This window comes from Tardiphaga sp., from assembly GCF_028290495.1.
Lineage (GTDB): Bacteria > Pseudomonadota > Alphaproteobacteria > Rhizobiales > Xanthobacteraceae > Tardiphaga.
On record NZ_JAQGJT010000069.1, the window covers coordinates 44,856 to 56,692 of the forward strand.

14 protein-coding genes are annotated in these 11,837 nt (G+C 63.3%); 7 read left to right on the forward strand and 7 right to left on the reverse strand.

What is annotated here, in order from left to right; genetic code table 11:
• Positions 1–103 precede the first annotated feature (103 nt).
• Positions 104–415 (reverse strand): polyhydroxyalkanoic acid system family protein, encoded by a 312-nt coding sequence (locus tag JWQ24_RS12890; RefSeq protein WP_299808282.1) that lies wholly within the window; start codon positions 413–415, stop codon positions 104–106.
• A 174-nt stretch (positions 416–589) separates the two neighbouring features.
• On the opposite strand from JWQ24_RS12890, the gene JWQ24_RS12895 reads away from it, so the two are divergent.
• Entirely contained in the window at positions 590–754 is a 165-nt protein-coding gene (locus JWQ24_RS12895; RefSeq protein WP_299808285.1) for a DUF3309 family protein, read from the forward strand.
• A 220-nt stretch (positions 755–974) separates the two neighbouring features.
• Here JWQ24_RS12895 and ligD read toward each other — a convergent pair whose 3' ends face one another.
• Positions 975–3,668 (reverse strand): DNA ligase D, encoded by a 2,694-nt coding sequence (ligD, locus tag JWQ24_RS12900; RefSeq protein ID WP_299808288.1) that lies wholly within the window; start codon positions 3,666–3,668, stop codon positions 975–977.
• 147 nt (positions 3,669–3,815) lie between these two features.
• Here ligD and JWQ24_RS12905 point away from each other — a divergent pair, with 147 nt between their 5' ends.
• Complete coding sequence (locus JWQ24_RS12905; RefSeq protein WP_299808291.1) at positions 3,816–4,718, forward strand: Ku protein; 903 nt, start codon at positions 3,816–3,818, stop codon at positions 4,716–4,718.
• Between the two features lie 80 nt (positions 4,719–4,798).
• Here the strand turns inward: JWQ24_RS12905 and JWQ24_RS12910 are convergent, their stop codons facing one another.
• On the reverse strand, positions 4,799–5,080 hold the full coding sequence (locus tag JWQ24_RS12910) for a DUF6496 domain-containing protein (RefSeq protein ID WP_299808294.1): 282 nt from the start codon (positions 5,078–5,080) through the stop codon (positions 4,799–4,801).
• A gap of 184 nt (positions 5,081–5,264) precedes the next feature.
• On the opposite strand from JWQ24_RS12910, the gene JWQ24_RS12915 reads away from it, so the two are divergent.
• Genes JWQ24_RS12915 through dapA form a run of 3 tightly spaced genes read left to right on the forward strand, consistent with a single transcriptional unit; the run spans position 5,265 to position 6,961 of the window.
• On the forward strand, positions 5,265–5,726 hold the full coding sequence (locus JWQ24_RS12915) for a hypothetical protein (RefSeq protein WP_299808297.1): 462 nt from the start codon (positions 5,265–5,267) through the stop codon (positions 5,724–5,726).
• 46 nt (positions 5,727–5,772) lie between these two features.
• Positions 5,773–6,051: a hypothetical protein gene (locus JWQ24_RS12920; RefSeq protein WP_299808300.1), complete on the forward strand. Its 279-nt coding sequence runs from the start codon at positions 5,773–5,775 to the stop codon at positions 6,049–6,051.
• A gap of 10 nt (positions 6,052–6,061) precedes the next feature.
• Positions 6,062–6,961 carry a 4-hydroxy-tetrahydrodipicolinate synthase gene (dapA, locus tag JWQ24_RS12925; RefSeq protein ID WP_299808303.1) on the forward strand — a complete coding sequence of 300 codons (900 nt, stop codon included), beginning with the start codon at positions 6,062–6,064 and terminating at the stop codon, positions 6,959–6,961.
• A gap of 10 nt (positions 6,962–6,971) precedes the next feature.
• Here dapA and JWQ24_RS12930 read toward each other — a convergent pair whose 3' ends face one another.
• From JWQ24_RS12930 to JWQ24_RS12945, 4 genes are all read right to left on the reverse strand, one after another.
• Positions 6,972–7,178 (reverse strand): hypothetical protein, encoded by a 207-nt coding sequence (locus JWQ24_RS12930; RefSeq protein ID WP_299808306.1) that lies wholly within the window; start codon positions 7,176–7,178, stop codon positions 6,972–6,974.
• Entirely contained in the window at positions 7,175–7,459 is a 285-nt protein-coding gene (locus tag JWQ24_RS12935) for a hypothetical protein (protein ID WP_299808309.1), read from the reverse strand. The genes JWQ24_RS12930 and JWQ24_RS12935 overlap by 4 nt, the downstream gene beginning before the upstream one ends.
• 162 nt (positions 7,460–7,621) lie before the next feature.
• The gene (locus JWQ24_RS12940; protein ID WP_299808311.1) at positions 7,622–9,274 is read right to left on the reverse strand and encodes an OFA family MFS transporter; all 1,653 of its coding nucleotides are present in this window, start codon (positions 9,272–9,274) and stop codon (positions 7,622–7,624) included.
• A 200-nt stretch (positions 9,275–9,474) separates the two neighbouring features.
• Positions 9,475–9,723 carry a sulfurtransferase TusA family protein gene (locus JWQ24_RS12945; RefSeq protein WP_299808314.1) on the reverse strand — a complete coding sequence of 83 codons (249 nt, stop codon included), beginning with the start codon at positions 9,721–9,723 and terminating at the stop codon, positions 9,475–9,477.
• 73 nt (positions 9,724–9,796) lie between these two features.
• Here JWQ24_RS12945 and mobA point away from each other — a divergent pair, with 73 nt between their 5' ends.
• Positions 9,797–10,429 (forward strand): molybdenum cofactor guanylyltransferase MobA, encoded by a 633-nt coding sequence (gene mobA, locus JWQ24_RS12950; protein WP_299808317.1) that lies wholly within the window; start codon positions 9,797–9,799, stop codon positions 10,427–10,429.
• A 55-nt stretch (positions 10,430–10,484) separates the two neighbouring features.
• Complete coding sequence (locus JWQ24_RS12955) at positions 10,485–11,693, forward strand: ABC transporter substrate-binding protein (protein WP_299808319.1); 1,209 nt, start codon at positions 10,485–10,487, stop codon at positions 11,691–11,693.
• The last annotated feature ends 144 nt before the right edge of the window (positions 11,694–11,837 follow it).

An 11,837-nucleotide genomic window follows, 5' to 3' on the forward strand; every position in this document is an offset into this window, starting at 1 on the left:
CGCACCTGTCAAAAAGTTCGCACCAAATTGTTTGCAACTGGTTGATAGTTGGCTCACGAAAATCTCATTCCGCAGTGCAGTTACCGATGACGCACAGCAGCAATCAGCCCTTCTTCGTGAGCAATAGATTGCCGCGCGACTTGATCGCGGCCTGCGCCACTTCGGCAAAACGTTGCAGCAGCCACGGCAGCGTCACTTCGACAGTGACGTGATCCTCGGCGACATCGACATGGCCGGAAGCGACCTGCCCCATCGCGCGGACGCGAAAGATCATGCGATCGCCTTCCCAACGTTCCTCATCGACCTTGAGCACCGGCACGCTGGTGGCGGCCTTGGTCAGGCCGGTCTTGAGGCGACGGCAGGCTTCCTCGCGGCCAAGGCGGTGCGGGATGGAAACGACAAGCGGTGCGGACATCGGACATTCCTCGAAAACAGCGCGATCCTACGCAACGCATGTAAGCGCGCGTGGTGCCGAAAAAAGCCCTTGGCGCGGCTCAGGTTTCGCCGATGGAACTTTAGTCGCAACAGCGCGTTTTTGTCGCATGAAGGCAGACGAGTTCGTGCCGCCTGCCAGGCTGAGGAGAAGTCCATGTCACTCGGAACAATCATTCTTATCATTCTCGTCATCGCCTTGCTCGGCGGCTTTTCCGGCATCGGCGGCGGTCCGTTCTATGGCACCGGCTATTACGGCGGCGGCGGTCTCGGCCTGATCGTGGTGATCTTGCTGATCCTGTTGCTGCTCGGCAAACTGTAAGCTTTGATCCTTTGTCTGCACCGCGCGGTCCGGAAACGGGCCGCGCGGTTTTATGTGGTGAGTGCAAGCAGGCTTCGCGACGCGAGTCAGTCCACCCGCTCGGTGTCATCACCCGCGCAGGCGGGTGATCCAGTACACGCAAGACGAATGTTCAAAGCAAAGGCCGACGTGTACTGGGTCGCCCGGTCAAGCCGGGCGATGACAGCAGTTTATGTGGAAGCTACTTCCCCGGTTTCTTGATCGCCGGCTTCAACGGCCTTGCGGCCTCGTCATAGCCGCCCCACGCTTTGGTCTTCTTCAGCAACGCCGGCACGCTGCGTATGGTGAATTTCCGCGGGTCGAGATCGCTACGCAACTGCGCCCAGCTCAGCGGCATCGACACCGTGGCGCCGTCGCGGGCGCGGGGCGACAGCACGGCGACCGCGGTCGACATGCGGTCGTTGCGCAGATAATCGAGGAAGATTTTTCCACCGCGCAGCTTCTTCGACATGTTGATCAGGTAGCGATCCGGATCGTCATCGACCATCTGCTGGCAGACGCCCTGCGCAAAGGCCTTTGCGACCTTCCAGTCCACCCTGTCTTTTGCGCCATAGGCCAGCGGCGTCACCACATGCAGGCCCTTGCCGCCGGTTGTCTTGCAGAAGCACTCCAGACCAAGCGCCGTCAGCCGCTCGCGCATTTCGCGCGCGGCGTCCATCACCACTGAGAATTCAACATCGGGGGCGGGATCGAGATCGAATACCAGCCGGCCCGGCACTTCAGGCAGGTCCGGCGCGCAATTCCACGGATGCAATTCCAGCCCGCCGATCTGCGCCACCGCCGCCAGGCCTTCGACGCGGTCGATCTGCAGATAGGGTTTGCGGTCGCCGGAGACTTTCACGAGCTCCAGCAGGTTCGAGGTCCCCGGCATCGCGTGGCGCTGGAAGAACATCTGATGGCCCTTGATGCCATCCGGCGCGCGTATGATCGAACACGGCCGCCCCTTGAGATGACCGATCATCCAGCCGCCGACCGCCTCGAAATATTCGGCGAGGTCGCGCTTCGTCACCGGCTTGCCGTCAAAGGCGTCTGGCCACAGCTCCTTGTCGGGCTTGGAGATCGCCACGCCCATCACAGTCGCCGAGTTGCTCGATGGTTTCGCGGGCGTGGCCCTGGCCGGCGCTTTCTTCGAAGGTGCGGCCTTTTTCGCGCGCGGCTTGGGCTCGGCGAGTTCAGTCTTCTTCGGCGTTTCGGCCTCGACCTCCGCGGCCGGCTTGTCCTGCCGCACCCCCTTGAACGAGGCCTGCCGCACCAGGCCGGCGCCGGTGAAGCCGGCGAACTCGATCTCCGCCACCAGTTCAGGTTTGAGCCAGTGCACCTCGCGGCCGCCCGGCGGCGTCTGCTTACCACCGAACGGGCTGGTGTTGGCCGCCGCCTTCCTCAGCGCCGGCATGATCGCCTTCACCTTGACCTGGCCGAAGCCGGTACCGACCACGCCGACATAGGCCAGGTGATCGCCGCGGTGCACGCCCACCATCAGCGAGCGGAATTTTCCGGCGTTGCCCTTCCACGCCCCGATCACGACCTCATGACCGGCGCGGCACTTCGCCTTGGACCAGTTATCGGATCGGCCGGACACGTAGGTCGATGACAGTTTCTTGGAGACGATGCCTTCCAGCGACAATCTGCACGCTGATTGCAGGATGGCGTCGCCGCCGGTCTCGAAATGATCGACGTAGCGGATCAGGCCCTGCTTGCGTTTGCCGCTGCTGGACTCGAGCAAGTTCTTCAACCGCGCCTTGCGCTGATCGAGCGACAACTTGCGCAGATCCTCGCCATCGGCGAACAACAGGTCGAACACGAAGAAGATCAGCGTGTCGGTTCTGCCGTCGGACAGCGCCGCCTGGAGCGCCGCGAAATCCGGCGCGCCCCGGGAATCCAGCCCCACGATCTCGCCGTCGATGATCGCATCCGGCAGCCCGGCGGCCTCGTCGGCGATGGCCTGGAATCTAGCGGTCCAGTCCAGCCCCTTGCGGGTCTTCAGCGTAGCCACACCGTCTTCGGTGCGGAGCTGCATGCGGTAGCCGTCGAACTTGATCTCATGCACCCAGCCGGCGGCGGAAGGCGGCCGCTCCACGGAGATGCAAAGCTGCGGGGCGACGAAGCCCGGCATCGCGGTGACCTTCTTCGGCTTTGGCGACTTCGCGCTGGCCTTCTCCGCTACGGTTTTCACCGCTGCGGTTTTCACCGTCTTGCCGGCACGCTCGTCCGCCGCCGGGCCTTGGCTGGAATCCCAGACGGCATCGGCTTTGGTCCTGGCAGACTTGCCGGTCATGAACGGCTTGGGCGCTTTCCCCCTACCGGCGGCGATGTCGGCCATCGACCGCCCGGAAGCCACGGACGCATCCGCATCAAGGACCTTGTTGTCCTTCCCCTCTTTGACGAACTCGTCGCGGTGCTTGATCAGCAGCCAGTTGGTGCGCTTGCCGCCATTGCGGTCGTGCTTCATCCGCACCAGCACGAAGCCGCCGTGCAGCTTGTCGCCTTCCAGTGTGAATTTCAGGTCGCCCTTCTTGAAGCCCTGTTCGGGATTGTCGGATTCCCAGTAGCCGCGGTCCCACAACTGCACCGTGCCGCCGCCATATTGCCCCCGGGGGATGGTGCCCTCGAAGTCGCCGTAATCCAGCGGATGGTCTTCGACCTCGACGGCCAGCCGCTTGTCGGCGGGATCGAGCGACGGCCCGCGCGTCACCGCCCAGGACTTGAACACGCCGCCCCATTCCAGCCGGAGGTCGTAATGCAGCCTGGTCGCATCATGCTTCTGGATCACAAAACGCCGCCGCTTCGAGCGCGCCACCGCGGCGTCGCCGGAGGGCTCCTGCGTCTGCCCGAAGTCGCGCTTCTTGCGGTACAAAGAAAGCTGTTTGTCGACCACGGAAATACCCCGCTGACACTACCCGGCCAAGTGTTCCGGCCCGGAACCAAAACCAGCAATTGCCGTTGAAGTTCCCAGACTATCCCGCCTGCGCAAGGCTTTGCTGCGTCGTGGGCCACATTCAGTACCTGAGTTGGAGGACGTAGCATGGCCCCGCCCCGCGCCTACTGGAAAGGCTCCCTTAAACTCTCGCTCGTCACTTGCCCCGTCGCGCTCTATCCGGCCTCGACCACGGTCGAGAAAACCCGCTTCCACATGATCAACACACAAACCGGCAACCGCCTGAAGCAGCAGATGATCGACGCCGAGACCGGCGACGTCGTCGAGAAAGAACAAAAGGGCCGCGGCTACGAGGTAGCCAAGGGCGAATATATCGAGATCGCCAAGGAAGACCTCGACGAGGTGCAGATCGAGAGCAACCACACGATCGATATCGACAGCTTCGTGCCGCGGGACGAGATCGATAAACGCTATCTCAACAATCCCTATTACATCGCCCCCGACGGCAAGGCCGGCATGGAAGCCTTCGCGGTGATCCGCGACGCCATGAAGGACAAGGATCGCGTGGCATTGGCGCGCATCGTGCTGACCAATCGCGAGCACATCATTGCCATCGAGCCGCTGGGCCAGGGCCTGATCGGCACCACGTTGCGTTACCCCTACGAGGTGCGCGACGAGGAAGACTATTTCGACGACATCAAGAACCCGAAGATCTCAAAGGACATGATCGACCTTGCGGTCCACATCCTCGACAGCAAGGCTGCGCATTTCGATCCCTCGAAATTCGAGGACCACTATGAGACCGCGCTGAAGAAACTGGTCGCGAGCAAGGTGTCCGGCAAGCCGGTGAAGACGGCGGAGAAGGAAGACCGCCCCGACAATGTGATCAGCCTGATGGACGCGCTCAAGCAGAGCCTGAAGGGTGGCAAGGCTGCAGCCCCGGCGAAAGCTTCGGCCACGGCCAAGAGGGCAACCGCAGCGCGCCCCGCGCGTCGTCCCGCCAAGAAGGCCGTGCACCGCTCGCCGGCGCGCCAGCGCAAGGCCGGCTGATCGTTAGAAAGCCGTTGATACCAACCGGGAAGTCATCCCCGCGAGAGTGCAGGGACGACCCGTTGCGAGATCGAGCGCAGTTATTTCTTACTGGATTTCTTTTTCGCCGCGGTTTTCCTTGCCGCGGTTTTCCTGGTTGTTTTCTTGGCTATTATCTTGGCCGCTTTCTTCACGACCTTCCTGGCTGATTTCTTCTTTGGCACCTTCTTGCCTTCGGCACGGGCTTCCGACAGGCCGATCGCGATCGCCTGCTTGCGGCTCTTCACCGTCTTGCCGGATTTCCCGCTCTTCAGCGTGCCGGCCTTGCGCTTCTTCATCGAGCGCTCGACGTTCGCCGAGGCCTTTTTCGAATACTTTGCCATTGATGATACCTCCATGATTGACCGGAAATAATCTTGGCAGCGGATGATCGTTCCTGTCTGGACGTCGCGGGTCTTTATGCCGTCCCTATATCTCGGCCCCCCGACACGTCTCGTTTTCAAATGGCCACCGGTCCATCTTGTGGGGCGCGGTCGCTGTTGGGACCGCTGACAGACGAGACAGGCCATGCAAGTCTTTCGCACCTTAGAGGACGTCACCGCCGAGCCGGCGTTCGCCGCCAGCACCACCCCGACTACGGCATTGTTCACCGAATTGCTCGCGACCGCCTGTGAAGGCGGTGAGCCGATGCATCAGGTAGTCGCCGTGACCAGGTTGAAAGTGCTGATCGCAGCAAGGGCCTGGAACGACGCCGCATTGGCGCTGGTGGCGCTGCAACTGCCGAACTGGCGGGTACGCCGCCTCGTTTATGACGACGGCGAATGGTATTGCGCGCTCTCCAGCCGCTCCGCCATGCCGGAATGGTTGGATACGCCAACCGAAGCGCACCATCCGTGCATGGCGCTGGCGATCGTCAGCGCCTTGCTCGCGGCCACCGCCGACCTCGCGCCGTCGCACCTCACCTCCGCCCCGGCGTCGCCTCTCGGTGACGCCGAATTCCAGCCGGTGCTGTGCGACAACTTCGCCTGAGCACCGGCGACTTCATCCCCCGACTACCCTCCCCAGGAGACTTCAAGTGGAAATCGCCGAACCTCCCTCATGTCGCACGTCCCTTGTTCTGATAGGCCGCAACAGCCGCGGCCAGTGGGTCGTGCAGGAGCAGAATGGCCTCTATGGCGGCCTGTTCACCCACCGCGCCGCCGCCGTGCGCTACGCTTTGTTCGAGAACGGCCAACATCCCGAAGCCATCATCGCCATCGGCTGCCTGCTTGAGCTGGATATGGCGGCACAGCCATCAGCCGCTGTCATGGCGCTCGCCGCGGTGCCCGCCGAGACCACCGCGCACGCGGCCTGAGCCATTTCCCATGACCTCCGCATTGGACTATCCGTGGCTGGCCGGCGTCATCGCCGACCTGCCGACACCGTTCGACGAGCACGACGGCATCGACCTCATCGCCTTCGCTCGTCTCTGCGAACAGCAGGTGGAAGCCGACGTCAGCGCACTGCTGGTCGGCGAGACCATGGGCGAACTCCCCACGCTGACCATCGACGAACACGACGCCCTGGTCCGGACCGCCGTGGCAACGGCGCGCGGCCGCGTCAAGGTGATCGCCGGCGCCGGCTCGAACGCCACTGCTCACGCCATCACGCTGACGCAAAACGTCGAAGCTGCGGGCGCCGACGCCATCCTCTCCGTCGTGCCGTATTACAACAGGCCGACCCAGGCCGGCATCGCAGCGCATTTCCGCGCTGTTGCGGCAGCCACGTCGCTGCCGATCATCGTACACGATGCACCCTGCCGCACGATGCGGCCGCTCGCGGACGAGACGTTGTTGCAGCTTGCGGAGTCCGCGCAATTCATCGGCCTGTGCGACGGCAGCGGCGACATCACCCGCCCGCTGCGGCTGCGCGGTGGCCTGCCGCGCGGCTTTCGGCTGCTGTCGGGCCACAACGCCACGACCATGGCGTTCCTGTTCTACGCAGGCGACGGCAGCATCTGCTCGATCGCCAGCATCACGCCCGGCCTGATGCACGAACTGTATCAGACGGGCCGACAGCAAGGAGCGGTCTACGCCACCCACCTGATGGACAGGATCGCACCACTTGCCACCGTGCTGGCGCAGGATGCGACGCCGGCGTCGCTGAAATACGCGCTCAGCCTGCGCGATCTGTGCTTGCCCCGTGTGCGGCTGCCGATCGTGGCATTGGCGAGACCTGAAAAAACCGCCATCGCGGAAGCGATGGCGGCGGCATTAGGGCCTTAGTGCAGATGGCCTAGCGATCGGCCATGCCATTTCTCGCGGCCTTTGCGCCGGCCTGCTTCTCCCGCCATTTCGGGCCGGGCCCGCGCATGTAATGCGCCTCGCGACGATAGCTGACCGGCGCATCCCACAGGCCGCGCAGATGCTTCAGAAATACCGCGGCGTATTTGCCGTAGGAACTGACCCGCGCGAACATCGCGGCCGAGCGATCGTGGCTCATGTGGCCCTCCGATCGTTGATGCGGGATTTCGGCACACGGATGCCGTGGGGCTCAAGGTGGCGCTGCGCGCGGCGCATCTTGTCAGCCACCAGAGCCACGCGGATGGCGGCGAAGAAACCCTTGACGTGGCGGACGGCATGGCGCGCCAGAATCTGCAGCCGCTTCCAGTGCATCTCGCCGGAATGATGGACGATCGGCGCCTGGTTGCGGCTGATCAGCCAGGAGCGGTAGGCGTCGTCACCTGCGAGATCATGAAGCTCGTTTTCGCGTGAAAAAAACATGGTCGTTGTCCGTCTTCCATATCCGCCGGGCCAGCGCGCGACGTTGAAGGGAAGATGCGGAGAACGGCATATGAAATCGAGACGGAGTGTCGGACCGGTTTTATAGGCGCGGCATAAAAAAGCCGGGAGGGACGTGCGTCCCTCCCGGCCATTCATCAGAAATCAGAAAATCCGGACCGCGTTCTGCAGCGTGATCCAGATGCCCCACGCCAGCGGGATGCCGACGAAGGCCCAGAAGGCCGCGGTCCTTGCGTCGAGGCCGCCCTTGCCGATGCCGTACGAACCGCCGCCGACATTGGCGGCCGCCGCGCCCTTGGCCTGCAAGGCCGCGACTTCTTCCGGCTTCATGAACCAGTGCGCCGCCAGCGGCCGAACCAGGAAGTTGCAGATCAGGCCGACCACCAGCATGCCGGCGAGGATGTACATCGTGAAGTCGTAGACCCGTGCCTGCGGAACGCCGGCGGCGATCTGGAACTCACGGATGTAGTTCACGACCACCGGGCCGATGATGCCCGCGGTCGCCCATGCCGTCAGCAGCCGGCCGTGGATCGCGCCGACGAACTGGGTGCCGAAGATATCCGCGAGATAGGCCGGGATGGTCGCAAAGCCGCCGCCATACATCGACAGGATGATGCAGAACGCGGCGACGAACAGCGCCTTGCTGCCCATCGCGGCGAAGGTCGGCGCGAACGCGTACAGCACGATGCCGAGAAGGAAGAAGGTGTAGTAAGTGTTCTTGCGGCCGATCTTGTCCGACAGCGAGGCCCAGAAGAACCGGCCGCCGATGTTGAACAGTGAGATCAGGCCGGTGAAGCCGGCGGCGATCGCCGCGATGGCGGTCTTCTGCTCCGGCGTCAGCGAGGCGAACGGCACGCCGGGCAGCCCGATCAGGTTGCCGGCGAAAATCTCCTGCAGCATCGGCGACGCCATGCCGATGACGCCGATTCCGGCGGAAACGTTGAGGCAGAGCACGCCCCAGATCAGCCAGAACTGCTTGGTCTTGTGCGCATTGTCGAGATGCACATGGCCCGTGGTGATCATCGCATCGGCCTTCACCGGCGGGGTCCAGCCTTCAGGACGCCAGTTCGGCGGCGTGATGCGGTAGGAGAACGCGCCGATGGTCATGAACACGAAATAGATCAAGCCCATTGCGAGGAAGGTCTGCCAGACACCGACACTGGTCGGGGTCTTGAAGTAGGTCAGCAGCATGTTGGCGAGCGGTGCACCGATCATCGCGCCGCCGCCGAAGCCCATGATCGCCATGCCGGTTGCCATGCCCCGGCGATCCGGGAACCATTTCACCAGTGTAGATACCGGCGAGATATAGCCGAGGCCGAGCCCGATGCCGCCGATCACACCGGACCCGATCCATAGCAGCCACAATTGATGGGTGTAGATACCGATGGCACCGAGCACGAGACCACCGCACCAGCACAGTGCCGAAACAAAGCCGGCCTTGCGCGGCCCTACGCGCTCAAGCCAGCCGCCCCAGATCGCCGCGGAGACGCCGAGCAGCACGAAAAACAGCGTGAACATCCAGCCGAGGCTCGCCACCCGCCAATCGCAAGTGGTTGTGAACAACTCGGTCATCAGGCTCATATCGGCACAGACCTTCGGCGCGTTGCCGCCGATGGCGCGTGACAGCGGAAGCCAGAAAACGCTGAAGCCGTAGGCCATGCCGATGCACAGATGGATGCAGAGCGCGGCGGGCGGGACCAGCCAGCGGTTGAAACCGGCGGTCGCAATAATGCGTTCGCGTTCGAAGATGCCGGGCCGCGTGCCGGGCACATTGCCGATGCTACCAATGGATGTCATGAAACCTCCCCATGCAGCCGCCTTTGTTGGCAGCTTGCGATCTACATTGATCGTGATTGCATTCCCCGACGACGCTCCGAAACGCATTCGGCTACGTCGCCATTCCAACCGGACAGGGCCAGAACGGTGCGCGCGAGTCGATAGTAAAAAAGTCTGGCTCCGTGAATTCTTTCAACGGGTTCCTCTGCATCGCAGCAATTTCAATTCTGAATTTCTATCGCCCCATTGCACTTCTCGATCGTAAAAATGATCAGCGCGTCGCGACGCGTAGAACTGTCGAGACGATCGCCGCTCTGCTGCACCATCGCGGGAATATCGATCACGGCCATCGGATCGGTGCAGTGCACTTCAAGGCGATCGCCGGGCAACAGCCGCTGCATCGCCTTGCGCGTCAGCAGCGCCGGGAGCGGGCATTTCAGGCCGGTGAGATCGAGGATCGTGATGGTCATCTCGCAGTCGTTTTGGGGGCCGCCGTGCGGTGGCGTTATAGCCGCCCACGGTAGAATGTCATATGCAGTTTGCATGACCCGCTGTGACATCCCTACCCCCGCCGTGATCCTTGCCGGCGGCCTCGCCCGCCGCATGGGCGGCGGCGACAAGCCGATGCGCGAGATCGGCGGACGCAGCCTGTTGCAGCGCGTCATCGACCGCCTCGCGCCGCAATGCGACGGCTTGATCCTCAACGCCAATGGCGACGCCGCGCGCTTCGACGGCTTCGGACTGCCGGTGATCGCCGACAGCGTGGCAGATTTCCCAGGGCCCCTCGCCGGCATTCTGGCGGCGCTCGACTGGACGGCGACGAACCGGCCCGACGTTCAGTGGATGCTGAGCGCCGCCGGCGACTGCCCGTTCCTGCCGCGCGATCTGGTGAAACAGCTGCATCAAGCCCGCTGCAAAGAAGGCGCGCAGCTCGCAGTGGCTGCTTCCGCGGGACAGTCGCATCCGGTGATCGGGTTGTGGGATGTGCGCCTGCGCGACGAACTGCGCCACGCGCTGGTGGCCGAGGACATCCGCAAGGTCGGCCGCTTCACCGGACGCTACCCATTGGCAACGGTGGAGTGGCCGGCTGCGCCGCTCGATCCGTTCTTCAATACCAATACGATGGAAGATATCGCCGAGGCCGAACGGCTGGCGTTGATCGACGACAGGGCCTGACCTAAGCTCCCTTGCATCAAGCGGCCGAAGCGCCGCGGTTTCGGGAGGCGACTTCATGTACGTCACAAGACTGTCCGTTGTCAGCATCTTCGCACTCGCATTGTTTTCGTCCGCCGCTTCCGCACAGCTCTCCGACGACGTCGTCAGGATCGGCGTGCTCACCGACATGACCGGTCCGTCTTCGACGCCGTCGGGCCAGGGCTCGGTCACCGCGGCGCAGATGGCGGTGGAGGATTTTGGCGGCAGCGTGCTCGGCAAGCCGATCTCGATCATCGTCGGCGATCACCAGATCAAGCCGGACGTCGGCGCCGCTTTGGCGCGCCGCTGGTACGATATCGACCAGGTCGACCTAATCGTCGACGTGCCGGTCTCGGCCGTGGGCCTGGCTGTGCAGAACGTCGCCAACGACCGCAAGAAACTGCTCATCGTCCATTCCACGGGCGCCGCGGACTTCCACGGAAAATTCTGCTCGCCCTATGCGATGCAGTGGGTGTTCGACACCCGCGCGCTGGCCGTCGGCACGGCGCAGGAGGTGGTGAAGCGCGGCGGCGACAGCTGGTACTTCATCACCGACGATATCGCGTTCGGCCATGCGCTGGAGCGCGATGCCTCCGCCGTCATCAGCAGGGCCGGCGGCAAAGTGCTGGGCGCAGCACGGCCGCCGTTCGGCACCTCCGACATGTCGTCCTTCTTGCTGCAGGCGCAGGCCTCGAAGGCCAAGATCATCGGCATCGCCGGCGGCCCGCCGAACAACATCAACGAGATCAAGACCGCCGGCGAATTCGGCATCCTGAAGGGCGGCCAGCAGATGGCGGCGCTGCTGGCACTGATCACCGATATCGATTCGCTCGGCCTGCAAAACGCGCAGGGCCTGCTGCTGACCACCGCGTTCTACTGGGACATGGACGACCGGACCCGCCAATGGTCGAAGCGCTATTTCGAGAAGATGAAGCGAATGCCGACGATGTGGCAGGCCGGGGTGTATTCCTCGGTGATCGCCTATCTCAACGCGGTCCGCGACGCCGGCACCGACGAGCCGCTGAAGGTGGCCGCGAAGATGCGCGAGAAACCGATCGATGATTTCTTCGCCCGCAACGGAAAACTGCGCGAGGACGGGCTGATGGTGCACGACCTGATGCTGGTGCAGGTCAAATCGCCGGAAGAGTCGAAATATCCGTGGGACTACTACAAGATCCTGGCGAAGATTTCCGGCGAGGATGCGTTCGGCCCGCCGGACCCGGCCTGCGGATTGGGGAAGAAGTAATACGGAAGATCGCGAGTCTCTCTCGCCTTCTCCCCTTGTGGGAGAAGGTGGCGCGGACAAAATCCGCGTCGAATGAGGGGCCGCGCGACACGATAACCTGTCCCATCGCTCGAAAAGCCGGGAGCCACTTGCAACCGGAGAAAG